The organism is Nitrosomonas sp. Nm84, from assembly GCF_003201565.1.
In the GTDB taxonomy this organism is placed as follows: domain Bacteria; phylum Pseudomonadota; class Gammaproteobacteria; order Burkholderiales; family Nitrosomonadaceae; genus Nitrosomonas.
Window position 1 is genome coordinate 1 of the sequence record NZ_QJJP01000027.1, and the last position, 22,430, is coordinate 22,430.

Consider the following 22,430-nt stretch of genomic DNA (forward strand, 5'->3'; position numbering starts at 1 on the left):
GCACCATTGCACTGGGGCTTTGTGATTCTGGGCTGGGCAGGGTTATTCTCAGGTGGTATTGCAGCACAGATCATCACCCGTTACTCGAACCTGACCGACGTTATCTGGAATAACTCAAGCAAAGAAATTCTCAATAACCGGATTGTTCCTTAGTCTCATTAGATATTGATGCAATATTTCCCATGACCTGCCATGCGCACTTACAGGTTATGGGCTAACAGGCCGTTGAAAAGGAATAAAACAACTCAGTAAACTATTAATCAATAAGTGTAGGAGGTTCATATAATGAGGCAAAAAATAAAAATATGGGTTTCAGTCGCTATACTTTCCGCAGTATTTCATTCCGGCCTAGTCGCCGCTCATGGCAAAGTATCCTTGGAATCAGATGTTTGTGTGCGCAATGTATCAGGGAGCATGGTACATTTGAGTACCTATCAACCACAAAACGATCCGGAAGCTGAATACTGCACAGAAATCCCTAAAGAAGGTGAAACCCTGTGGGTTCTTGATTTGGTTGATCAAGCATTACGCGACATGCCTATAGTCATAAAAATAGTAAGAGGCAGTGGCAAGGCCTTAAGTGACACAGTGACGTCTTTGTATTCAACGAATCACTCAGATGGCGTCATTAAAGGGGAATTCAATCTCGATGAAGGTCAATATACGCTGCTCGTTACAGGAGAAGGCGTACCTCCTCTGCACTACGAGTATCCACTGCGGATACAAATGACTAATTATCAGGAAGCTTTTTTTACTGCTGCACCCTACATCATTACACTACTGTTACTTGCTTTGTTTACCGATAGGTTACTGAAACGCAGACGGATGCAACAATAATCATGCTCTTCTACTATTCACTATCCTGGTGTCTTCATTTTGAGGTCCGCTGAAAAACTATCTGCGTTCCCGTTACGGCGTCAAAAACAGGCTCAGAATGCTCATTTATTATACATAAACTGCACTTCTTCGCCTGTTTCCACCTGAGTTTCAATTGTCTCGAGAACGCTCTTCAACGGTCTGTTAGCGCTCAGATCAAATTCGGTGGATTGTTATATTTTGATAGCAGGTCACTGAATAGATTATCTTGGCGGTGGTGGCGGATTGCCAGGTGGCGGTGGTGGAGGAATAAAGCTTGCGGGTGGCGCTGAAATTCTTCTCGCTGCACCTCTATTATTCGATGAGCCGTTAGTAATCCTGCCATCGACCGGAACACGATTCCCCTTGGCATACATACACTGAATATAGCTAAAATCGTAGCGTTGCTGACTGACATACCCTGACGTTGATGCAGTGCTTGATCCAGCCAGCCCCCCCATTAACAGGCCTGTCCCAGCGCCAATAGCCGCCCCATGCCCGCCTCCAATAGCCGCACCTGCAGCAGCACCAAGCCCTGCTCCGATAACCGCACTTTCTACACCGCTCACCCGTGATGCTTGCCGAGGTGTATTACCCCCTATTTGTTCATTAGCATACTGCCGGCATTCATATTCGTCAGAACGAAATTGATCAAAATTTTTGCCAGAACCAGGCAAGGTCATAACACTTGGGCCTGATGGAATATGCACACATGCAGTCAACAGAACAGCAATCAGTAAAATCAAGAAATTTCTTATGGTTAACATGCTTTACCTCATTGAGTTATTGTGCAGGCGGTTGAGGAGCAACTTGTAACCAACCGCCCGGGCAGCTTTTAACATATGGGTAATAGCCCTCAGGATTCTGACAATAATGCCAATAATTGACTTGCGGTTGGGCCGGTCTAGGTTGCTCTTGTTGAATGTAAACTGGCGGCGTTACAGGCACGACAACTGTTTGTGGGTAACTATAATACGGTCTGTAAAAGAATGGATCATAGCCATAAGAACGGTAACCGTAAGAACCAGGGCCGTAGAAGCCAGAACCATAAAAACCAGGATAATAACCACCCACACTAATACCTAAGTTTATATGACTATGTCTGTGACCATGCCCACCGCGCGCCCAAGCAGCATTACTCAAGGCCAGTACAGATATAATAATCATTAGACACACACACTTAAGATTTATCATATCAACTCCATTTAGTGTTAGCCACATAATACAAGCGTAATGAGAATTGGAATTAGTGAGCCTCAATACACTCAATTAACATGATTTAAACTTCACCGACTTTAAGATTGTATTGTTTGAAAGCTGAATAAAAGCTGAACGCTAGACATTCTCGCTGCTACTTGCAATGTAGCTATGCCACCAATAATGACAAGAAGGAGTTTAGTAAGTACCATAGAAAGTAACATCACATTTTCTCAAGTCGAAAGTAGTAATAACCGTAAAATTATAATTTTTATCAATAAATTTCCATCACATATTGAATGAAATGATATTTGAACAACACTAAACCATTAGTACGACTATCTGAGAAAATAAATGGATACACAGGATAAGGATTACAGTGATGCAAGCAGCAGTAATGATAAGGCGACTCACAAAGAACAAAAGCCAGCCGTAGACAACTCATCTGCAGAGCTGTGGAAGACTTTAATCAAAAACATGCTTTCGTGGATTAGCCTGATTTTAATCTTTCTGGTGATCTTTAGTCATTACAAGCCCCTGCAACGTCCTCATGCTCAACTGACAAACAATGCACTGATTCCAATAGCCAAAACCAACAATTGCGGATCATTACCGCCCCACGGATCAGCTTATATGATTGACCCATCAGTAATGAGGCGTACTGATGTGCTTTACTCCGGATTGGAAATTCAAAATAACTACAGCTACCCGATGGTGATAATATTATCGGACCCTGCAAAAACCAGACGATTCCTGGCGGCATCCATCTCTTCTAGTAACACAACCCAGATCAGCATACCGGTAGGTCAATATGGCATGCAAGTTTTAGTGGGATCAGACTGGTGTAACCTGGAAACAGGATTTTCTGATGGCGCAAATATTTCAGTATCAGGCGGAATCTCAATCAACCCCGGTTCCACGACCCTGATGCAATTTAGCGGTTCAGGACTTGATCCCGTTCAATTAGCCCTTGCTTATAGCATCGTGCGGGCCGGTTCTGAAGAAATTAAGCAGTTATCTGAAGTCATAAGCTCTGGCAAACTTGAATTGCAACAAACACGCGACGGACATTACTTCAGCGCTGGAACTGTCAACGGCTCCCCCGTCGTGTTCATGATCGACACTGGAGCAACCATCGTATCAATCTCATCAGAAATTGCATCACAAGCAGGCATACAAAAATGTTCTCCTCGTCTTGTATCGACTGCAAATGGCAAAGTAAGTGCCTGTGCTGCAACTGTTGCAGAAATCACCTTTGGTTCATTCAAGCTCACCAACGTTGACGTGAATGTCATGCCCGATATGCCAGGAAGTGCTTTGCTGGGAATGAATGTGTTACGCAATTTCCATATTGAGCAAATTAACAAGGTCATGCGAATTTCTTCGCACTGATTTATATCATCGCTCTTTTATATTTCCCAATCTACTCTATTACTGGTTGCACCAATCACTTGCGGAATACAAATTCAGATCAATTGCGCAACCAGAATTTCTTCTCTTAATTCTCAGTGATACTGTATCAGTACATCTGGTTCGATCCAGAAACAAAAGTAGCCAAGACGAGAGTATGGCAACTCCATCAAATCCTGATGCTTAATGGCCTTTTTTGTTTTTCTGATTTTTTTCGTCTTCCAAATCTTCCAATACTGGATCAGTATCTTCGTCTTCGACATCAACTAATTCACCGTCTTTATCGACCGTTACCCAGATTTTCTTGCCATCAGTATTTTGGATTCTGGCTAAGTAAATAATAGTTTTTTTCTTCATCCCTTTATCTTTCATTAAGATTATATGCTCTTTCTTAATCTTTAAGATTTCCCCACCCTGTATGTGCTCAGTGATTATCTGTTGAGCTTTGTGTGGTACCTGAGGCCATTCAACTATTCCTTCTTCTTTAGATTTAGAACCAGCGTAACTTGCCGTTGAAAATGCCAACGCTACCAGTAAAAAAAATGCGAGTACTCTAATATTCATTATCATTCTCCTATTAATTTTTGTATCAAAATATTAAATTAACACTAATTTATCCAGTTGACCAGCAAACAATTTACGATCATTCTGACTCAATGTAGACAATCCGCCGGTATCTACTCCACTGGCACGTAGACTCTCCATAAAATCTCTCATACTCAGCCTCGCGCCAATATTTTCCTTGGTATATAACTCACCACGAGGACTCAGCACGCAACCTTGCTTTTTTATGACTTCTGCTGCCAGAGGAATGTCACTGGTGATGACAAGATCACCCTCATCCATCCTTCTGACAATTTCATTATCAACCACATCAAACCCGGATTCCACTTGATACATCCGGATAAACTGCGATGGCGGTATATAAATCGGATGATTGGCAATCAGTATCAAATGCCGCTTAGTTCTTTCGGCAACCCTGAACAGAATTTCCTTAATCACCACTGGACACGCATCCGCATCAACCCAGATTTTCATGATTTATCGCTTGCATTAAATATGTAATCATCAGGAACCCTTATTAGTTTCGTTCTTCAGCACTTGCGGCATGGCGGCTTTCAAATAATAGAACATAGACCAGAGCGTCAACACAGCAGCAATATAAATGAGCCATGTTCCGATTTCTTGTGTATTAAAATTCTCGCCGACATTTTCGTGATACAGCAATAAAGGGATTGCAATCATTTGTGAAGTGGTTTTGATTTTGCCCAGGAATGATACTGCGACACTTTTTGACTGACCGATTTGTGCCATCCATTCGCGCAATGCTGATACGGTAATCTCGCGCCCGATGATGATTAAAGCAATCGGTGCATCCAACCGTCCGAGATATACCAAAACGATCAATGCAGCAGAAACCATCAGTTTATCAGCTACCGGATCAAGAAATGCGCCAAATGCAGATGCTTGATTTAAAACCCGCGCCAGATAACCATCCAGCCAGTCTGTAACGGCTGCACCGGCAAAAATCAGGGTAGCAATTAAATTCTGATTGACGGGAGATAACCAGGAATGCGGAAAATAAAAAATACCGACAAATAATGGTATGGCAAGTATTCGCAACCATGTTAACAAATTAGGTAAATTGTAAGGCATATAATCGTAGCTAGAACTGAATGATTAAAAGGGTATCCATTTAGATGTATTTAGGATTCGAAAAAATACAGAATTGTATAATCGACAATACAATAATCGATATTTAATGTAATTCTTTATATATTTTCTCGGCTAGCTTCCGGCTTATTCCCTCTGTTTGTTGTAATTCTTCGATACTTGCGGTCAGAACTCCTTTCAATCCGCCAAACCGACCCAGCAGACGTTGCCTGCGTTTACTGCCGACACCGCTGATATCTTCCAGACTGGAACTGGTTCTGGCTTTACCTCGCCGGCTGCGATGCCCCTGAATGGCAAAACGATGTGCTTCATCACGGATCTGCTGTATCAGATGTAACGCAGCATGCTCACTCGGTAATTGTAACGGCTTTTCCAATGCGGGAGAAATCAATTGCTCCAGTCCGGGCTTACGTTCTTCGCCTTTGGCCACACCTAATAAATTGGCATCGGAAATACCAAGTTCCTGCAAGGCCTCCTGCGCTGCAGCAACTTGTCCTTTGCCGCCGTCGATCAGAATCAAATCCGGCAATTGCCCTTCGCCACTCATAATCTTTTGATAACGCCGGGAAAGCGCCGCTCGCATAGCGGCATAATCATCACCGGGTGTAATTCCTTCAATGTTATAGCGGCGGTATTCATTATTGCGCATGGAAAAATTATCATACACAACGCAAGATGCAACTGTCGCTTCACCCATGGTATGACTGATGTCGAAGCATTCGATGCGATTCAAACCAGGCATCTGTAATTCCTGCTGCAATGCCAGCAGTCGCTTTTCCTGACTGGCTTGCCGATTTATCATTTGCTTGAGCGCCAGTCGCGCATTCTCAGTCGCCATATCGAGCCATGCACGTTTCTCACCCACAGGGTGTAATTGGATAGTAATTTTATGGTCGCATTGCTCGGTTAATAATTGCTGCAGCGTTTCACCTTCGATTTTTTCGCCCAGAATAATCAACGGCGGCACACTTCGATTCAAATAATGTTGTGCTAAAAATGCTTCAACAATATTGGCTGGGGTGTAATCATCCGCATTTTGCGGAAAGAAACTCTTGTCCCCCAAATGCCGCCCTCCCCTAATCATTGCCAGATTAACACACACTTTTCCAGAACCATCCGGCATAAATGCACACGCAACGACATCGGCATCCAGCGCTTTCCCGCTATCGACAAATTGCTTCTCGCGAATTCTGCGCAACGCTTGCGTTTGATCCCGCAATACCGCAGCCTGCTCATATTTCATCTGCGCCGAAGCCTGCTGCATCTTAGTGGCAATAACTTCCATGACCTCGGTTTGTTTACCTTGCAAAAACAACTCAGCGTTTTTGACATCCGTCTGGTACGCCTGTTGGTTAATCTGATTAACGCAGGGACCACTACAGCGTTTGATCTGGAACAACAAGCACGGGCGGGTACGATTACTGAAAACGCTATCCTCGCAGGTACGCAGGCGGAATATTTTTTGTAGTAGCTGTATGCTCTCGCGCACAATGCCGGCATTCGGATAAGGGCCAAAGTACTGATGCGTTTTATCCAGCACGCCACGATAAAACCCTAAACGAGGAAAATCATGCCCACTCAGAATCACGTAAGGATAGGATTTATCGTCCCTGAAAATGATGTTGTAACGCGGCTTTAAACTCTTGATTAAATTATTCTCAAGTAACAGCGCTTCGGCTTCAGAGCGGGTAACCGTCGTTTCAATACCGGTTACTTGCGAAATCATCAGCTGTATTCTGGGACCCAAATTGCTTTTCTGAAAATAGGAAGAAACGCGTTTTTTGAGATTGATCGCCTTGCCGACATAGATCACTTCGCCTTTGGCGTTCATCATGCGATAAACGCCCGGCTGAAGCGGCAGATTGATACAAAATTCCTTAGCGTTAAAGCCGGCGCTCAACAAATTGCTTAATCCTCCTTGCCGAGTAATTTTCCCGCAATCGCCCAATTCTCGTCGGGAATCTCATCAAAACTGATATAGGTGTATGACCTCGGTTTTTTAGCAACGCGCTCCAACGTGTCGCACAATTCTGTCGCAATTTGTTGTTTTTGTTCGCGTGTTAACGTTCCAGCCACACGGATATTGACATAAGGCATATAAATTTTCTCCTTTATTTTTTAGTTACTGACTTGTCATTTGATAGCAGCGACAATGTTATCAAACACCTTCTCAAACATTTCCGCTGTGAGACGTTTGGTTTGTGTATTGTAGCGACTGCAATGGTAGCTGTCATAGAGTTTCAGCCCATTTCCCAGCGGCAAATGATGCATCGCACCGTGACCGAACGGATAATCTTTCAATTTAAGCTGTAAACTCATCAATGTCGCCTGATGCGCAACCGTTCCCAATGCGAGTATTGCCATGCCATCATGCTGTACAAACTCGTTTATCTCTGCTGTCAGATACTGATTACACTGCTTGATTTCTTGCGGCATGGGCTTATTTTCCGGTGGCAAACACTTGACCGCATTGGTAATGCGACATCCTAACAACTGCAATCCGTCATTCGCTGCAACAGACTCCGGTCGCGTGGCAAAACCAAATTGATGCAATGTCCGGTACAGTAGAATTCCTGCATAATCACCGGTAAATGGTCGACCTGTCCTATTAGCGCCGTGCATACCGGGTGCCAGACCGATAATCAGCAGCTTGGGATTGATATCGCCAAAAGCGCTGACTGGCCGGGCGTGATAATTTGGATGCTTGGTTTTCACCGATTGCAAAAAACCGGACAAGCGAGGACATTGTGTACAATCAAATGTACTCAAATTGTTGCATTGCTGCGTTAAAGCATTATGGAGCATTCGTAAAACTCGAGGTCATGGGTTAATATCGTAAGGTTATGCCAAGCATCTCATCAAAAATTGATTATTCTGATTCTGTTATTCGCTGCTGTTCAGTCATCCTGCTATTTATCGCCACCCTACCGGGCATCGCGCTAGCGCAAGAATCATCCAGTACCACAAACAATTCAACTATTATTGTATTGTCTGCGCCTGATGATATTAAAAAATTGTTGATCAAGCATTTTAAATTACCAACGGAGCCGTTTACAGATAGTACCGCTGAAAAAGCTTTTTTGTATCGCGCGCAAAATGAAATTCGCGATTTATTGGCAGTCGAGGGTTATTTCGCGCCATCCATTTCATTGTCACATCAGATTCAGGGAAAAGTTACAACACCTGAAATCAAAGTAGATCCCGGCGTACTGACACGCATTGGTGAAATTTCCATTACATTTCATGGCGACATCGCACAAGAAAATGAGCAATATAAAAAACGCATAGCGCAAATCCGGGCTGCATGGCCTTTGCAAACAAACTCACCGTTCCGCTCCGCTGAATGGGAACAAGCAAAAACATCGCTATTATCCAGCGTCTCACAAGAAGAATTCGCCGCAGCCAGTATCGTTACCAGTCAGGCAAGGATTGATCCGGATCATGCACGCGCCGATCTTTCCATCACCATTGATTCCGGACCCATTTTCCATTTTGGTGAAATACAAATCACCGGACTAAAACGTTATGACCAGACACTGATTACTAACCTCGCACCATTTAAAACAGGCGACGTTTATCGACGTGACTTGTTGCATCTTTATCAGATTGAACTGCAAAAAAAACCGCAATTTAACACGGTTTCGGTCAATATTTCGCCGGATACCACACAACACAAATCCATACCTGTTCAAATTGCTCTGACAGAAGCTCAGTCGCAGCAATTTGCATTTGGCGCAGGCTACAGCTCGAATAATGGTGCGCGCGGTGAAATCAATTATCGCAATCATAATTTGCTGGATCGCGCCTGGAATCTAACCAGTATGCTGCGCTTAGAGCAAAAGCGTCAAACCTTTTTTACCGGCGTTGATACCCAGCCAGACCAAAACAATATCAATTATTCACTGGGTGCCAGCCTGCAAACGACGGATATTGAGAATTTGAAAACAGTGGAGCAAAAAATCGGTGTTAGCCGCAATTATCAAACGCCGAAAACTCAAATGCAGCTTGGGTTGAATTGGCAAAGGGAACACAAAAAGCCCGAAGGTGCGATCAACCAAATCAATGAAGCACTAATGCTGGATTGGCGCTGGCGACGGCAAGTTGTCGATAATCCGCTGCATATCCGGCGTGGCGATGTAACAGAAATTCGTATCGGGGGCGGTAGCCAGCTGTTCTTTTCAGACCAGGATTTTATTCGCACTTATGTGCGACAACAAAGCTGGTGGCCAGTGGGCTCTCAAGATGTTATCTATTTGCGTGCAGAAGTAGGTTATACATTGGCTTCATCACGGTTTGGGATTCCTCAGGAATACCTGTTCCGTGCAGGCGGCATTCAATCGATTCGCGGCTATGACTTCAAGAGCATAGGCGTACACGAAGGCAACGCGATTGTGGGTGGCCGTACTATGGCCACAGCCACCGCCGAATATACCCGTTGGTTCACCCAACAATGGGGTGCGGCGGCTTTTGCAGACATTGGTAGCGCGGCCGACAATTGGCAAAGAATGCATGCTTTTCTAGGCTATGGCATCGGCGTTCGCTGGGGCAGCCCGGCGGGACCGATTGCGCTTGACTTAGCGCGGTCCAATGAAACCGGTACACTACGCTTTTATTTCTCCTTGGCGGTTGCATTCTGAGTTTTGATCATGACAAACCCATCGCATAGCAATCACAGTTCCCAAAATAGCCATAAACCATACAACCGGTTGGTGAGCTTACTACTTGTACTGATTTTGCTTGCTTCAAGTGCAGGATATTGGTTATTCAGCACCTCCTCCGGATTGCAATGGACTTTCTCTACCATCAACCGCTTAAGCGCCGGCGCAGTGCAATTTGAGGAAATACAAGGAACACTGCAAAACATGCGCATTGCAAATATTCGTATGGTCAGCGATGAATATCAGGTCTCGCTACAAAACGTCCATGTCTCCTGGCGCCCAGGCCAATTGCTCAGAAAATGGATCGAGATTGACCAAATAACGATTGAAGCGGTGGATATTCAACAACTGCTTGCCACCACCGCAACCCCACCGCCCACTTTACCCGAACACTTAACCATCCCACTCGCTGTGTCGATTCACTTGCTCAAAGTCAACACAATACAAGTAATCTCAGCAGAAAATCAACATTCCGCATTGACGCTTTCTAATCTTGCGCTGTCACTCGCCAGCAATGGCTATGATCATCGACTCAACCATCTGGATTTTCATACACACTGGGGCGCTGTCAGTGCTTTGGCGGCACTCAATGGAAATGCTCCATTTGAGCTATCTGGGCGGATTGATCTGGCGGATGCTGACCCATGGGGCGACACCGAGGCCGTGATTACCGGCAATCTGGAACAACTGAATATTCAAATCAACGCCAAGCAAAGCAATATCAAAAGAGATTTAAAACTACATCTGCAACCTTTTGCAGCCAATCCGGTAACACAGTTTCATGCTAACTTGGAAAGACTCAATCCGGCAGGTTTCCTTTCCGATGCACCGACTGCCGATCTTTCAGTATCCGCACATTTGACGCAAAATGAATCAGGACAGCTGGCAGGTGAAGTTCAGATTGAAAATCTTACAGCAACCCCACTGAATCACAGCGGCCTTCCGTTTACTAAAATTAGTACGCAAGTACTGATGACGGAGAATGTTATTCAGTTACAGAATATCCGTACTCGAATTGCCGCAAATGAAGTCATCAGGGGCAGCCTGATCTGGCATCGACAAGAAGCATCCGCATCAGCCGATTTTCTGGTTAACCAATTAAATCCACAACATATTGATAGTCGCATACAGATAACGCAAGTTTCCGGTCAGATCAATTTACAAGGCAATGCTCAGAAACAATCCGCCCGCATCAATCTCAAGGATAATTCAGCTGTTCTGAATGCCGCCATAACGCGGACAGACAACCACATTACGCTTGAGCAATTCAATCTTCAGCGCAACAAATCGCGATTAAGCGGACAAGGAAAACTCGATCTCAGCAACGAGCAATCGTTCGAGCTATCGAGCAATTTGGTTAATTTTAATATTGCCAATTTTGTCCAAGCGCCTGATTCCAATTTAAATGCGACTATAAAGCTAGCCGGCAAATTATCTCCGCACATTTCCGGTGTATTGGAATACGCGATCCAAAAAAGCCATCTGGCAAAATCCCCAATAACCGGAAGTGGTCAAGTTGCATTCAGCGGACGGGAGCAATTTAAGGGTAAAGCGGAATTAACTGTTGGATCCAATCATTTTCTGGCACAAGGCGATATGCGCGAATCCGATAATACGTTGCAATTAGAAATTAATGCGCCATCGTTACAACAACTTGGACTTGGCTTAACGGGTGATTTACAAGCCCGCCTCAAATTCAATGGAAACCTAAACTCTCCTGATTTTCAAGTAAACATACATAGCAAGCGGCTACATATGCCGGAAGAACAACATCTTTCGGGATTATCCGTCAATGGCCGTTTACACAATGACACAATCTCATTCAACGCAACCGTTGCAAACTATGCCACCAATCAAAAAACTGTGCTGCAGCACCTAGCCGTCGATACCCATGGAAAGGTTTCCGACCATACCGTATCGGTTAATGCGCAGATCAATGATGATATTCAAATTCGGATGAAAGCAACAGGAGCAATGGAAGGAAAAACTCCACTGCAATCCCTGCGTTGGAATGGGCAATTGGCAGAATTATCCTCGGTCGGAGAAATACCCATTCGCTTAAAGACACCCGCGACACTCTCAATCAATCCTGACTCGATTACGCTCGGCCACGCTACATTCTCAATTTCCGACGGTTTTTTAAGCATCGATCAACTGCAGTGGACTCCCAAGGAATGGAAAACTAGCGGCCATTTTTCCGGCGTTGCCGTATACCCCGGCAAACAACACACTGTACGCGAATCCGCTTTACATGTGGGCGGCCAGTGGGATTTTGCTTCCAGCGTTCAGCTCAAAGGTAATCTGCAAATCCGCCGGGAACATGGCGATTGGTATTTACCCGGCGACATATCTCAACCAATAGGTTTAGAAACCCTACAACTACAGGTAACCGCACACGATGAAACAATAACTGGCAAATTTGAATTGGTGAGCCAACAGTTAGGCAACGCCAAAGCGCATTTGACCGTACCGATCAAGCAATCAACCAACCGTTGGTCGATTGCTGGCGAAGCGCCTTTGCATGGCGAAGTAACTGCGCATATCAGCAATTTAAAGTGGGTTGATGCAATACTGGATAACAGCATAAGCATGAATGGGCAACTTCAAATTCAAGCGCATATCAAAGGGACACTGAATCAGCCGGATTTTACCGGCGCGGCTACCGGCAAAGCATTAAGCATACTGTTATTGGAGCATGGCATCGATTTACAGCAGGGCGATCTGGTCGCCAGTTTCCATCACTCAAACTTAAATATTGATCGACTTGACTTTATCACGCCGCATCGACCACCGCCGGATAATCGCCTACTAAAAGATCTCAAATTGGATGACACATCGGGTACGCTGAAGATCACTGGCAACATCGGGCTTGTCGGCAACGAAAGCCATCTAAATTTCAAAATGAGTCAATTACCGCTAGCGCACAAAACCGATTACTGGATTATTACATCCGGCTCCGGCCAAGCTAAGTTTCACAACAACAATCTGAGTGTGAAAGGCGATATATTGGCAGATGCTGGGATATTGCTACAACCACCTGACAACCGGCCTGAGTTATCTGAAGATATTGTTTTTGTGAACAGTCGGCCCAGTACTACCCAGCAAAATTTATCACTGCTTTTGGATATGAATCTCAATTTGGGAGAAAAATTCTTTATTCACGTATCCGGTTTAGAAGGTCGCCTGGCCGGACAACTGCAAATTCAAAGTGATCAAAAAAATGCATTAAAAGTCAGTGGCTCGATTTCGGCACAAGATACAACTTTCAAAGCATATGGTCAGGATCTCACGGTTAAACGCGGCATCGTCAGTTTTCAAGGCCCACTAGATGATCCCGGATTAAGTGTGTTAGCGATACGAGAAGGCTTGCAGGTTGAAGCCGGCGTTGAAATTCTGGGTTCAGTGCGACATCCCCAGGTTAAATTGGTGTCGACTCCGAATGTTCCCGATACCGAAAAGCTGTCATGGATTGTGTTAGGCAGAAAACCTGACGCAAGTGGACTGGATACTTCCGCGTTGCTGCTTGCAGCCGGATCGATATTAGGTGGGCAATCCGGTACCGGCATCACCGATCAAATTACTCGCACGTTGGGTGTTGATGAAATCACGGTGAAGCAGGCGGGTATTGGCAGTTCGTTAACCGGACAGGTCGGCGTAATCGGAAAGCGTATTTCGTCGCGCGTTTATTTAAGTTATGAACGCAGCCTAGCAACAACGACCATGGGAATCACCAAACTGACTTACAATCTGACGCCTAGAGTTACAGTTGTTACGCAGGCTGGTGAAGATAATGCAGCAAGCTTGTTCTATACCATCCAGTTTGATTAGCCTCATTTTTATTGCTGGTACAGTGAACAAATATGCTTTATCAAACGCCGCGCCTGTTCTATTTTTGGTGCTTTGGAAAGAACGTGCTTACCGCCATCGTCCAACAAAATCAATTCACAGTCATTGGAACCGATAGCAGTCTGGGCCAAATTAGCAACCAGCAAAGGCAAATTCTTCTTACGCCGTTTCATTTCTGCATTCCTTTCAAGATTTTCTGTCTCCGCCGCAAAACCAACACAGAAAGGTGGTTTGGGCAGACTAGATATCGTCTTCAGAATATCTGGATTAGGAATCAGCGCTATCGACAACTTGCTCTCAGATTTCTTTAATTTTTGCTGACTGACTTTTTCCACGCGATAATCAGCAACAGCAGCGACACTGATAAAAATGTCGATCTGCGCTATTTCTGCCTGCACAACATGCAACATATCATGCGCACTCACTACTCGAATGAGTTTTTCTACTGCTGGCGGTGTCAAACATGTGGGACCGGAAACAAGCGTCACCTTTGCACCCGCTTCCATCGCAGCCTGAGCAACAGCGTATCCCATTTTCCCGGAACTGTTGTTGGTTATACCGCGTACAGCGTCAATCGCTTCAAACGTAGGTCCAGCTGTCACCAGAACATTTTTACCTTGCAGTAAGTTGTCAGTTTGAAAAGCTGCGCTCACCGCTTGCAACAGCTCACACGCCTCCAGCATACGCCCCATCCCTATTTCGCCGCAAGCCTGCTCACCACTGGCGGGACCGATTATCTTTACGCCATCATGTTGCAACACCGACAAATTACGTTGTGTCGCTGGATTCTCCCACATTTGCCGATTCATGGCAGGGGCCACCATGAGCGGACAATCACGCGCCAAACATAATGTCGTAAGCAAATCATTCGCCATACCGCCCGCAAGCCTCGCAATAAAATCAGCACTCGCCGGTGCTACCAGAATCATATCGACATTGCGAGATAGGCTGATATGCGCCATGTTATGAGTAGCATTGGTCTCCCACAAATCCGTATAAACAGGATTACCCGTCAGTGCCTGGAAAGTTGCTGATCCGACAAATTGACAAGCCGCTTGAGTCATTACCGTGTGTACCTCAATCCCGTCCTGAGTTAGCAAGCGCGCCAATTCCGCAGCTTTGTAGGCAGCCACACCACCGGTTATACCCAACAGTAAGCGTTTTTTAGCTATAGGAAATGTACATGTCGTCATAACAAAATATTTTTATGAATAAACCTAGTCAATCAATGAATTGGGATTAGTATAGATACCTATTTGCTCATTTTACTCAATATGATCGCATCGCATGTCGCTATCAGTAAAATCTTCTGTCTTACTCAGCAATAGATCGTAATACACCTGTAACAAACCGTTTCATTTTACATGATCAAGCTATCTATATTATTTTATGGCGATTACAAATTGGCCAGTATCTGAACGACCACGCGAAAAACTCCTACAGAAAGGCGTTACTGCACTTTCGGATACCGAACTGTTGGCCATATTTCTACGTACGGGCATAACGGGAAAAAGTGCTGTGGATCTCGCAAGAGAATTACTTTCACATTTCGGTAGCTTAACCAAGGTCTTTGCAGCCAGTCAGGCTAGTTTCTGTCAAATACCGGGAATGGGTATCGCAAAGTACACGCAACTACAAGCCGTATTAGAAATGGCCCGGCGCGCACTAAGCGAGGAGCTCAAAAATGAAAATGCAATGAACTCGCCCGAACTGGTTCGAAATTTTCTACGTTTAACGCTAGCAAGCAAACAGCATGAAGTATTTATCGGTATTTTTCTCGATGCTAAAAATCATACAATTGCAACTGAAGAGTTATTCAGCGGCACACTGACACAAACCAGCGTATATCCACGGGAAGTCATCAAGCGCGTTTTGCATCACAATGCCGCTGCGATAATCTTTGCACACAATCATCCTTCCGGCGTAGCGGAACCCAGCCATGCCGATAAAATACTTACTCAATCTCTAAAGCAAGCATTAGCAATGATCGACGTTAAAGTACTCGATCATTTTATTGTTGGCAATGGTACCGCCATGTCCTTTGCTGAGCATGATTTAATTTGAATCGTCACATTTGAATAAGTGCTACAAATCAGGGTATAATAGCGGCTTTAAGAATTCTGGAGTGCACGAGTATGGCACGAGTATGTCAAGTAACTGGCAAAAAACCGATGGCAGGTAATAATGTTTCTCACGCAAATAATAAAACCAAAAGACGCTTCCTGCCCAACTTGCAGCATCGTAAGTTTTGGGTCGAAAGTGAAAATCGTTGGATTAGCTTACGTTTATCGAATGCTGCCTTACGCACGATAGATAAGAATGGTATTGATGCAGTATTAGCTAAAATGCGCTTACAAGGCAAAAGCATCTCTTAATATATTGAAAAAGCTAAGTTACTACGTTAGGGAGTCATCGCAATGCGTGAAAAGATAAAGCTCGAATCATCAGCAGGAACAGGTCATTTTTATACAACGACTAAAAACAAACGTGCAAAGCCAGAAAAATTGGAGTTAATGAAATTTGATCCTGTTGTGCGCAAGCACGTAATGTATAAAGAAACGAAATTGAAATAAAAGAAGCAGAATAAATAAAAAACCCGCTAAAAAGCGGGTTTTTTATTTCTAGCTTTATCTATCTATTCCTTATGCATAACAGCGCAATCTCTGCGAGAAGGCCCTTAACACCTCAATACCGCTCTCTTCCGCACGTCGACACCAATCCTCCAGTTGCTTAACCAGCTCTTCGGTTGATGCGGTAGAGCGTTGCCAAATTTCGGCCAATTCCTCACGCATGGTATAAACTTTATCAAGCGTTTTAGCATTACTTAGTACTTGACTTAACTTTTCACGCTCATGCTCTTGTAAAGTTTTTGAATCCGCCAAAATCCAACGTTTCAAGGTGGTTTTATCTACACCATATTGTACTGTTGCTTCTTTTAAATGAACCATTTCTTTTGCAAAAGTAACCTGTAGTGATTTAGTATACTTAGCAAGTACTTCATAACGATGTGAAATTACGGCCTGTAATGTATCCAGATCACATTGAGTCTTTTCTCTATCTATCCGTAACTTGGGTGCAATCTTCTTAACTTTTGCAAGCCCTAGCATCTCCAAAATACGAATATACATCCAGCCGATATCAAATTCATACCATTTATTGGATAAACGTGCTGATGTTGCATAAGCATGATGATTATTATGCAACTCTTCTCCACCGATTAAGATACCCCATGGCAGGATATTTCTACTTGCATCTTCTGCTTGGAAATTACGATACCCCCAAAAATGCCCGACACCATTAATAATACCTGCTGCAAAAATAGGCGCCCACATCATTTGAATAGCCCATATCGTAATACCAATCGGGCCGAACAAAATGACATTAATAATTAACATCAGAGCAACACCTTTTGCACTATGCTTACTATAAATATTGCGCTCCACCCAGTCATCGGGAGTGCCGTATCCATATCTTTCCAAAGTTTCCGGATTTTTTGCCTCCAGCCGATACAGCTCGGAGCCTTCGTATAAAACCTTCTTGATACCAACGACTACTGGACTATGCGGATCATCTTTGGTTTCGCATTTTGCATGATGCTTGCGATGAACTGCCGTCCATTGTTTTGTTACCATTCCAGTGGTCAACCATAGCCACAAGCGAAAGAAGTGGCTAGGTATCGCATGCAACTCCAGTGCTCTGTGCGCTGAATGCCGGTGAAGATAAATTGTAATCGCCGCAATTGTAATATGCGTAAATACTAAAGTAACGACAACGTACCCCCACCATGGCATATCGATTACGCCGGAGATTAAATTTAGAAAATCAGAAATCATATAGTCACTATCCTTTTAGAAACCCACCATCACATAGACTTACTTAAATAAGTAGACCAGCCGCTCGTTTTTAAATTCAACTAATTCAATATCATTTTTTAAAACTATTATTTGCTTACCCTACTGTACACACTATGCACTCAATTTCTACCATTCACTTTTACACCATCATATGATAACACTTTACAAAATGAAAAATATAATCTGCATCAAATCGTCACTAAAAGCCATCTGTGCGCTTATACACTGAATCTTAAAGCGTTATAGAGATATCACTCAATTATTGAAAGAAAATTATTCACTGTACTATACGCCATTCCCCAGGTGCAATTCCTTGTACAGTATACTGGCCGATTGCATACCGAATTAATCGCAAAGTAGGAAATAACACCGCCGCTGTCATCCGTCTTACCTGGCGATTCTTACCCTCATTGAGGACTAAGGACATCCAAGTAGTGGCAATATTCTTACGAAAACGAATGGGAGGTGTTCGCGGCCAAAGACAACTGGGCTCATCCATTAGGGATGCCTGCGCAGGTTGTGTTTTAAAATCATTAAGCACCACACCTTGACGTAGCTTAGCTAATGTAGGTTCATCAGGTTCACCTTCAACTTGGACCCAATAAGTTTTAGGTAGCTTAAACTTCGGATGACTGATTTTATTTTGTAATTTTCCATCATTCGTTAATAAAACTAAACCTTCACTATCCGCATCCAATCTGCCTGCCGGGTAGAAACTCGGAAATGGAATAAAATCTTTCAATGATTGATGACCGCTTTCGGGTGTAAATTGGCAAATTACACCATAGGGTTTATTGAATAGAATTAGCCGAGACATATCAATCAAAAATGTTGAAAAACAAATTCAATTCAAATTCAGTCCATTCATAACATCTCAGGGTAGATAACGGCATGAAGTACTGATTCAGTTGCATCTTCTCTCTGCTGACATCGAATCCACCACACGGAGCCTTTCTTGACACTTAATCCTGGAGGAATGACTGGAACTAAGTAACTAGCAACCTCACTCAGCGTCGGCTGATGACCGACAATTACCACAGCACCCTGTAAATTGGGCCAATTTACAGCAGCAAGAATATTTTTTACGCCAGCGCCGGGTCCTATTTCAGCATTAGTGACAAAATCGGATTCCAGCGCCGCCGCAGTTTGTTGAGCACGCTGTGCAGGACTAACGATCACCAATGTATTCTCCGGCAACCTTGATTTAAGCCATCCAGACATGCGCTTTGCCTGATCTAATCCTTTTTCAGTGAGTTTACGATCCATATCCGGAAAACCATCTTCTGCTTCCGCATGGCGCCACAAAATCAAATCCATCATATTTCCGATAAAAGAAGAATTTTCATTAATATATCAATCCTGCAGCTCATCAAACAACACATCCGGACCATAACCAGGGCATTGAATTACTACCACTTTACGCCGCGATTGCTCACCTTGCTTTAATATCACCTGACCTATAGGCACATCAAAATGCTTAGCAAGGAATCTCACGAGCGCCGCATTTGCCTTACCTTCCAGCGGAGCAGCCGCAAGTTTTATTTTAAGCGCATCACCATGCAACCCTGCAGTGATAGTATTTTTTGCACCCGGTTGAACGTGCAAATTCAAAATAAGATTATTTTCACTATCATACCGATACCAGCTCATATCAGTTCTTCAACACCTAGTGAAGCATTGCGGCAATTTGCATATGTACTCCGGCCACTATCATGAGCAGTAACTGAATGATGATCAACACGAACAACGGAGACAGATCAACATTGGCGATTGGCGGAATATATCTGCGAAAAACGCTTAAAAATGGACGTGTGAAATTATCCAGTAAGGGTGCTAATGGACTATGTGGATTAACCCATGACAGAACAGCCTGCATGATGATTGCTATCAACACAATATAGAGCGTCGTTTTAACAATCTCAACAATACCCAACAATCCCATAGTCCCGGATGCGGTGCCGATATTGGCGCCAAAATCATAGTCTTGTACCATATAAACACTGGTGATGATGATACATTCCAGCAACCAGGCTAATATGAGCGTAGATAGATCAAGCCCTCCCCAACCGGGAATAATGCGCCGTGCTGGACGCACAATAAAATCAGTGGCTGCAATCAGGAACTGAGATATTGAATTGTAGTAAGGAACTCGTAGTAACTGAAAATAAAAGCGCAACAATAATGCCAAGGAGAATAAGCCCAGGATGGTATCAAGAAGAAAAATTAGAATCTGATTAGACATAAGAATTTTCCAGAAAACTATAATCGATGATTAATAAATTGCTCACTGGCTTCATTAAGATTTACATTTTACCAAACTCATCACTCATTTCATGTGAACGCTGGCTGGCACGATGAATAGCAGCTATGATCTTACACTTAATATCATTTTTTTCCATCGCCTGAATTGCTTGCTCGGTTGTACCACCTTTTGAGGTTACCCGGGCTCGCAATAATGCGGGATCTTCATCACTCACACTGGCCAGCTTACACGCACCGGCAAATGTCTGTAAACTGAGTTGCTTAGCCTGGTCGGGTGTTAGACCCAATTCTATTCCCGCTTGCTGCATAGATTCAATAAAATAAAAAACATAGGCAGGTCCACTGCCCGAAATAGCCGTTACCGCATGCAATGTTTCTTCTTCCTCCACCCAAAGTGTAGCGCCTACCGCCATAAGAATCGACTCGGCATTTTTTTTATCCTGTTCGCTGACATTGGAACCGGCATACAACCCGGTCACTCCGGAGCGCACCAGCGAGGGTGTATTCGGCATAGCGCGCACAACTCGCTGATAACCACCCAGCCAGCGCATAATATCCAACGTACGAATACCTGCCGCAATCGATATGATCAATTGATCCTGCAGCAATGGCGCAAGCCTTTGAGTTAACTCAAATAGTTGCTGCGGCTTCACGGACAACAAAATAACATCGCTATCAATCACCTCGCTGGCAAGATCGGGTACCGCTGATACGCCAAACATCTGCTGTATCTTGTCACGACTTTCCGCATTAATCTCAACCACGTGCAGCTGCCCGGCTGTATAACCTTGCTGCAGCAACCCACCAATTAAAGCCGAGGCCATATTACCGCCACCAATGAATGTAATATTCATATTGATTGATCTTACCATTATGTTATTTAAGTATCGGAAAAAATTATGATTCTACAATTGTTACAACCCGCATAGAAGACACTTCAACACCAAGCCCATACCAATCAGTGCTGGCAATTCGGACAATAAAAACTTGAACGTTGATTCTGCTTGATTTGTTTAATGGTATGACCGCATCGCTTACAACATTGACCTGCGCGTCCATAAACCCCATAACACTGCTGAAAATATCCAGGGTTTCCGTCGCTATTCACGAAATCACGCAAACTGCTACCTCCCGCTTCGATTGCCTGTTGCAAGGTTTGCTTAACCGCCTGTACCAGTCTTTCATAACGAGTGATCGCGATTCTGCTCGCAGCTATCCTAGGATTAATGCCTGCGAGAAATAAAGCTTCATTGGCATAAATATTACCAATACCAACAACCATATGACTATTCATCAGCGTTTGTTTAATACTGACATGACTTTCTCTGGTTTTTTCAAATAATTGCTTCGCATTAAAATCTGTAGTTAATGGCTCGGGCCCCAGATTTACCAAAAGCGGGTGTTGCAAAATATCTCCTTCATGCCACAGCACCGCACCAAAACGGCGCGGATCTCGTAGCCTCAGAATGGTTCGACCGCCTAAAACCAGATCGAAGTGATCATGTTTCTCTGGCGCTGCAATCGAACACCCCAGTTTCACCGACAGTATACGTAGACTCCCTGACATTCCCAAATGGAAAATCAGCGTTCCAGAACCGCAATCAAGCAGCAAGTACTTAGCCCGCCTGGTCACGGCCTGAATCTTCAAGCCCGCCAATATCACTGACAAATCGCTCAATATAGGCCATCGCAGGCTAGGATTACGAATAATCGCATGTGCAATTTCTTGACCCATTAGATGAGGCGCGATACCCCGTCGTGTTGTTTCCACTTCCGGTAGTTCCGGCATCAGCTTTTAGTAGACCATTGAGAAACTGCCTGGCTTAGTTTAATCGCGTACGGATCGAGTAACTGCCGTCCCGCGTCAACAGGAAAGTGATAACCAATACCGCCATCAGCCCTTAAAAACACGACTTCGGTTTCACTTTGCAAAATTCTCAGAACGATTTTTTGTTCGTTCTTTAAACTGATTTTTATATCGCCCACTTCAACCAGATCATCACTCAGCTGCTGTTCGAATGTCAGTTCTCGCGCATAAGCGGTTTGCCACAAGTGAACCCAGTGCTCTATCGTCTTTGTATCCAATGTTTGGCCAGAATCCTGGATAATACTATTCCAATTTCCATTTTTAAATTCTACGGATAAGTGACTCAATTCCAAGCGCATTGGTATTTCATTCGATGCCAGCAATCGCGGATTGATCAGATCACTGGCACTGAGCGGCAACGCCAGCACATAGCGCGGCGCAACTAAGTAAACAAGGTCATTCGTCATGACATATTGCTGCTGGGTAACGGGTGCAAAACCGCCAAAGCCGACATATTCATCATCAAAATATAATTGCACACCAGGTCGATCCAGACCAAAACGCCCCAGATCTGTCGCTGGGAAACGTTGATCACTAGTGGCTGTCAGAATTTTCAGAATTTCTTTGATCTTTTCTTCATCCGCCTGGGCTTGTACCGGTTTTATCAGATACCAGCGATGATCCAGTCGTTTGAGTATCATCTCTTTTTGCTGTCGAATGATACGTACAGTCTGCACGTCTTCCATCACTGCAGACGAAATTGGATACTCCTGAACACCCTGAATTTGTGGTTTAGAATACAAAAACACCATCAAACCAACAATTGTGGCAAACATGATCAGGTTAAGGCGTGCAGGGTGAGTCATT

The 22,430-nt window shown here is 44.1% G+C and carries 25 protein-coding genes; 8 read left to right on the forward strand and 17 right to left on the reverse strand.

Translation table 11 applies throughout. The annotated features are described in order from the left end of the window. Both C8R34_RS12600 and C8R34_RS12605 read left to right on the forward strand, forming a co-directional pair. Positions 1 to 153: methane monooxygenase/ammonia monooxygenase subunit C (locus C8R34_RS12600; RefSeq protein WP_219999590.1), on the forward strand; the 153-nt coding region annotated here is incomplete at its 5' end. Between the two features lie 132 nt (positions 154 to 285). Further along, positions 286 to 837 carry a hypothetical protein gene (locus tag C8R34_RS12605; RefSeq protein WP_110341149.1) on the forward strand — a complete coding sequence of 184 codons (552 nt, stop codon included), beginning with the start codon at positions 286 to 288 and terminating at the stop codon, positions 835 to 837. Positions 838 to 1,079: 242 nt separating this feature from the next. Here C8R34_RS12605 and C8R34_RS12610 read toward each other — a convergent pair whose 3' ends face one another. Together C8R34_RS12610 and C8R34_RS12615 are read right to left on the reverse strand one after the other, a co-directional pair. Beyond that, on the reverse strand, positions 1,080 to 1,622 hold the full coding sequence (locus C8R34_RS12610) for a YMGG-like glycine zipper-containing protein (protein WP_110341151.1): 543 nt from the start codon (positions 1,620 to 1,622) through the stop codon (positions 1,080 to 1,082). Positions 1,623 to 1,638: 16 nt separating this feature from the next. After that, the gene (locus C8R34_RS12615) at positions 1,639 to 2,049 is read right to left on the reverse strand and encodes a hypothetical protein (RefSeq protein WP_110341153.1); all 411 of its coding nucleotides are present in this window, start codon (positions 2,047 to 2,049) and stop codon (positions 1,639 to 1,641) included. Positions 2,050 to 2,406: 357 nt separating this feature from the next. On the opposite strand from C8R34_RS12615, the gene C8R34_RS12620 reads away from it, so the two are divergent. Next, complete coding sequence (locus C8R34_RS12620; protein ID WP_110341155.1) at positions 2,407 to 3,444, forward strand: TIGR02281 family clan AA aspartic protease; 1,038 nt, start codon at positions 2,407 to 2,409, stop codon at positions 3,442 to 3,444. Between the two features lie 201 nt (positions 3,445 to 3,645). On the opposite strand, the gene C8R34_RS12625 is transcribed toward C8R34_RS12620, so the two are convergent. From C8R34_RS12625 to C8R34_RS12650, 6 genes are all read right to left on the reverse strand, one after another. Then, positions 3,646 to 4,026 (reverse strand): hypothetical protein, encoded by a 381-nt coding sequence (locus C8R34_RS12625; RefSeq protein WP_110341157.1) that lies wholly within the window; start codon positions 4,024 to 4,026, stop codon positions 3,646 to 3,648. A 33-nt stretch (positions 4,027 to 4,059) separates the two neighbouring features. Continuing rightward, entirely contained in the window at positions 4,060 to 4,500 is a 441-nt protein-coding gene (locus C8R34_RS12630; protein ID WP_110341159.1) for a YaiI/YqxD family protein, read from the reverse strand. Between the two features lie 30 nt (positions 4,501 to 4,530). Then, positions 4,531 to 5,118 (reverse strand): CDP-diacylglycerol--glycerol-3-phosphate 3-phosphatidyltransferase, encoded by a 588-nt coding sequence (pgsA, locus tag C8R34_RS12635; RefSeq protein WP_110341161.1) that lies wholly within the window; start codon positions 5,116 to 5,118, stop codon positions 4,531 to 4,533. 103 nt (positions 5,119 to 5,221) lie between these two features. Further along, positions 5,222 to 7,039: an excinuclease ABC subunit UvrC gene (gene uvrC, locus C8R34_RS12640; RefSeq protein ID WP_110341163.1), complete on the reverse strand. Its 1,818-nt coding sequence runs from the start codon at positions 7,037 to 7,039 to the stop codon at positions 5,222 to 5,224. Positions 7,040 to 7,044: 5 nt separating this feature from the next. Beyond that, complete coding sequence (locus tag C8R34_RS12645) at positions 7,045 to 7,233, reverse strand: 4-oxalocrotonate tautomerase family protein (protein WP_110341165.1); 189 nt, start codon at positions 7,231 to 7,233, stop codon at positions 7,045 to 7,047. A 36-nt stretch (positions 7,234 to 7,269) separates the two neighbouring features. Next, the gene (locus C8R34_RS12650) at positions 7,270 to 7,941 is read right to left on the reverse strand and encodes a uracil-DNA glycosylase (protein ID WP_110341167.1); all 672 of its coding nucleotides are present in this window, start codon (positions 7,939 to 7,941) and stop codon (positions 7,270 to 7,272) included. A gap of 38 nt (positions 7,942 to 7,979) precedes the next feature. On the opposite strand from C8R34_RS12650, the gene C8R34_RS12655 reads away from it, so the two are divergent. Continuing rightward, complete coding sequence (locus C8R34_RS12655) at positions 7,980 to 9,773, forward strand: autotransporter assembly complex family protein (protein WP_110341169.1); 1,794 nt, start codon at positions 7,980 to 7,982, stop codon at positions 9,771 to 9,773. Between the two features lie 9 nt (positions 9,774 to 9,782). Next, on the forward strand, positions 9,783 to 13,622 hold the full coding sequence (locus C8R34_RS12660) for a translocation/assembly module TamB domain-containing protein (RefSeq protein ID WP_110341171.1): 3,840 nt from the start codon (positions 9,783 to 9,785) through the stop codon (positions 13,620 to 13,622). An 8-nt stretch (positions 13,623 to 13,630) separates the two neighbouring features. Here C8R34_RS12660 and coaBC read toward each other — a convergent pair whose 3' ends face one another. Beyond that, positions 13,631 to 14,833 (reverse strand): bifunctional phosphopantothenoylcysteine decarboxylase/phosphopantothenate--cysteine ligase CoaBC, encoded by a 1,203-nt coding sequence (gene coaBC / locus C8R34_RS12665; RefSeq protein WP_110341173.1) that lies wholly within the window; start codon positions 14,831 to 14,833, stop codon positions 13,631 to 13,633. A gap of 196 nt (positions 14,834 to 15,029) precedes the next feature. Here coaBC and radC point away from each other — a divergent pair, with 196 nt between their 5' ends. The 3 genes from radC to rpmG all read left to right on the forward strand — a co-directional run bounded on the left by radC (position 15,030) and on the right by rpmG (position 16,213). Continuing rightward, complete coding sequence (radC, locus tag C8R34_RS12670; RefSeq protein ID WP_110341175.1) at positions 15,030 to 15,704, forward strand: DNA repair protein RadC; 675 nt, start codon at positions 15,030 to 15,032, stop codon at positions 15,702 to 15,704. 71 nt (positions 15,705 to 15,775) lie between these two features. Then, positions 15,776 to 16,015: a 50S ribosomal protein L28 gene (gene rpmB, locus C8R34_RS12675; protein WP_110341177.1), complete on the forward strand. Its 240-nt coding sequence runs from the start codon at positions 15,776 to 15,778 to the stop codon at positions 16,013 to 16,015. Positions 16,016 to 16,057: 42 nt separating this feature from the next. Beyond that, positions 16,058 to 16,213, forward strand: coding sequence for a 50S ribosomal protein L33 (gene rpmG, locus C8R34_RS12680; protein WP_110341179.1), 156 nt, complete (start codon positions 16,058 to 16,060; stop codon positions 16,211 to 16,213). 69 nt (positions 16,214 to 16,282) lie between these two features. On the opposite strand, the gene C8R34_RS12685 is transcribed toward rpmG, so the two are convergent. From C8R34_RS12685 to C8R34_RS12720, 8 genes are all read right to left on the reverse strand, one after another. Further along, a complete protein-coding gene (locus C8R34_RS12685; protein WP_110341181.1) occupies positions 16,283 to 17,473 on the reverse strand; it encodes a fatty acid desaturase in 1,191 nt (396 codons plus the stop codon). Positions 17,474 to 17,771: 298 nt separating this feature from the next. Next, a complete protein-coding gene (locus C8R34_RS12690) occupies positions 17,772 to 18,311 on the reverse strand; it encodes a pseudouridine synthase (RefSeq protein WP_110341183.1) in 540 nt (179 codons plus the stop codon). A 47-nt stretch (positions 18,312 to 18,358) separates the two neighbouring features. Then, the gene (gene sixA / locus C8R34_RS12695; RefSeq protein WP_110341185.1) at positions 18,359 to 18,811 is read right to left on the reverse strand and encodes a phosphohistidine phosphatase SixA; all 453 of its coding nucleotides are present in this window, start codon (positions 18,809 to 18,811) and stop codon (positions 18,359 to 18,361) included. Between the two features lie 36 nt (positions 18,812 to 18,847). Further along, the gene (locus C8R34_RS12700) at positions 18,848 to 19,144 is read right to left on the reverse strand and encodes a DUF167 family protein (RefSeq protein ID WP_110341187.1); all 297 of its coding nucleotides are present in this window, start codon (positions 19,142 to 19,144) and stop codon (positions 18,848 to 18,850) included. A 16-nt stretch (positions 19,145 to 19,160) separates the two neighbouring features. Further along, positions 19,161 to 19,736: a YggT family protein gene (locus C8R34_RS12705; RefSeq protein ID WP_110341189.1), complete on the reverse strand. Its 576-nt coding sequence runs from the start codon at positions 19,734 to 19,736 to the stop codon at positions 19,161 to 19,163. A 61-nt stretch (positions 19,737 to 19,797) separates the two neighbouring features. After that, positions 19,798 to 20,610, reverse strand: coding sequence for a pyrroline-5-carboxylate reductase (gene proC, locus C8R34_RS12710; protein WP_110341191.1), 813 nt, complete (start codon positions 20,608 to 20,610; stop codon positions 19,798 to 19,800). A 104-nt stretch (positions 20,611 to 20,714) separates the two neighbouring features. Continuing rightward, on the reverse strand, positions 20,715 to 21,545 hold the full coding sequence (gene mutM / locus C8R34_RS12715; RefSeq protein WP_110341193.1) for a bifunctional DNA-formamidopyrimidine glycosylase/DNA-(apurinic or apyrimidinic site) lyase: 831 nt from the start codon (positions 21,543 to 21,545) through the stop codon (positions 20,715 to 20,717). Continuing rightward, positions 21,545 to 22,429, reverse strand: a complete 885-nt coding sequence (locus C8R34_RS12720) for a DUF4340 domain-containing protein (protein WP_110341195.1) — start codon at positions 22,427 to 22,429, stop codon at positions 21,545 to 21,547. Before C8R34_RS12720 ends, mutM begins: the two co-directional genes overlap by 1 nt. Between the last annotated feature and the right edge of the window lies 1 nt (position 22,430).

What these genes read in the sequence shown, in the direction of transcription:
- C8R34_RS12605 (WP_110341149.1), top strand. Translation starts at nt 286, where the DNA reads ATGAGGCAAAAAATAAAAATATGGGTTTCAGTCGCTATACTTTCCGCA.
- C8R34_RS12610 (WP_110341151.1), bottom strand. Translation starts at nt 1,622, where the DNA reads ATGTTAACCATAAGAAATTTCTTGATTTTACTGATTGCTGTTCTGTTG.
- C8R34_RS12615 (WP_110341153.1), bottom strand. Translation starts at nt 2,049, where the DNA reads ATGATAAATCTTAAGTGTGTGTGTCTAATGATTATTATATCTGTACTG.
- C8R34_RS12620 (WP_110341155.1), top strand. Translation starts at nt 2,407, where the DNA reads ATGGATACACAGGATAAGGATTACAGTGATGCAAGCAGCAGTAATGAT.
- C8R34_RS12625 (WP_110341157.1), bottom strand. Translation starts at nt 4,026, where the DNA reads ATGAATATTAGAGTACTCGCATTTTTTTTACTGGTAGCGTTGGCATTT.
- C8R34_RS12630 (WP_110341159.1), bottom strand. Translation starts at nt 4,500, where the DNA reads ATGAAAATCTGGGTTGATGCGGATGCGTGTCCAGTGGTGATTAAGGAA.
- pgsA (WP_110341161.1), bottom strand. Translation starts at nt 5,118, where the DNA reads ATGCCTTACAATTTACCTAATTTGTTAACATGGTTGCGAATACTTGCC.
- C8R34_RS12645 (WP_110341165.1), bottom strand. Translation starts at nt 7,233, where the DNA reads ATGCCTTATGTCAATATCCGTGTGGCTGGAACGTTAACACGCGAACAA.
- C8R34_RS12650 (WP_110341167.1), bottom strand. Translation starts at nt 7,941, where the DNA reads ATGCTCCATAATGCTTTAACGCAGCAATGCAACAATTTGAGTACATTT.
- C8R34_RS12655 (WP_110341169.1), top strand. Translation starts at nt 7,980, where the DNA reads ATGCCAAGCATCTCATCAAAAATTGATTATTCTGATTCTGTTATTCGC.
- C8R34_RS12660 (WP_110341171.1), top strand. Translation starts at nt 9,783, where the DNA reads ATGACAAACCCATCGCATAGCAATCACAGTTCCCAAAATAGCCATAAA.
- coaBC (WP_110341173.1), bottom strand. Translation starts at nt 14,833, where the DNA reads ATGACGACATGTACATTTCCTATAGCTAAAAAACGCTTACTGTTGGGT.
- radC (WP_110341175.1), top strand. Translation starts at nt 15,030, where the DNA reads ATGGCGATTACAAATTGGCCAGTATCTGAACGACCACGCGAAAAACTC.
- rpmB (WP_110341177.1), top strand. Translation starts at nt 15,776, where the DNA reads ATGGCACGAGTATGTCAAGTAACTGGCAAAAAACCGATGGCAGGTAAT.
- rpmG (WP_110341179.1), top strand. Translation starts at nt 16,058, where the DNA reads ATGCGTGAAAAGATAAAGCTCGAATCATCAGCAGGAACAGGTCATTTT.
- C8R34_RS12685 (WP_110341181.1), bottom strand. Translation starts at nt 17,473, where the DNA reads ATGATTTCTGATTTTCTAAATTTAATCTCCGGCGTAATCGATATGCCA.
- C8R34_RS12690 (WP_110341183.1), bottom strand. Translation starts at nt 18,311, where the DNA reads ATGTCTCGGCTAATTCTATTCAATAAACCCTATGGTGTAATTTGCCAA.
- sixA (WP_110341185.1), bottom strand. Translation starts at nt 18,811, where the DNA reads ATGGATTTGATTTTGTGGCGCCATGCGGAAGCAGAAGATGGTTTTCCG.
- C8R34_RS12700 (WP_110341187.1), bottom strand. Translation starts at nt 19,144, where the DNA reads ATGAGCTGGTATCGGTATGATAGTGAAAATAATCTTATTTTGAATTTG.
- C8R34_RS12705 (WP_110341189.1), bottom strand. Translation starts at nt 19,736, where the DNA reads ATGTCTAATCAGATTCTAATTTTTCTTCTTGATACCATCCTGGGCTTA.
- proC (WP_110341191.1), bottom strand. Translation starts at nt 20,610, where the DNA reads ATGAATATTACATTCATTGGTGGCGGTAATATGGCCTCGGCTTTAATT.
- mutM (WP_110341193.1), bottom strand. Translation starts at nt 21,545, where the DNA reads ATGCCGGAACTACCGGAAGTGGAAACAACACGACGGGGTATCGCGCCT.
- C8R34_RS12720 (WP_110341195.1), bottom strand. Translation starts at nt 22,429, where the DNA reads ATGACTCACCCTGCACGCCTTAACCTGATCATGTTTGCCACAATTGTT.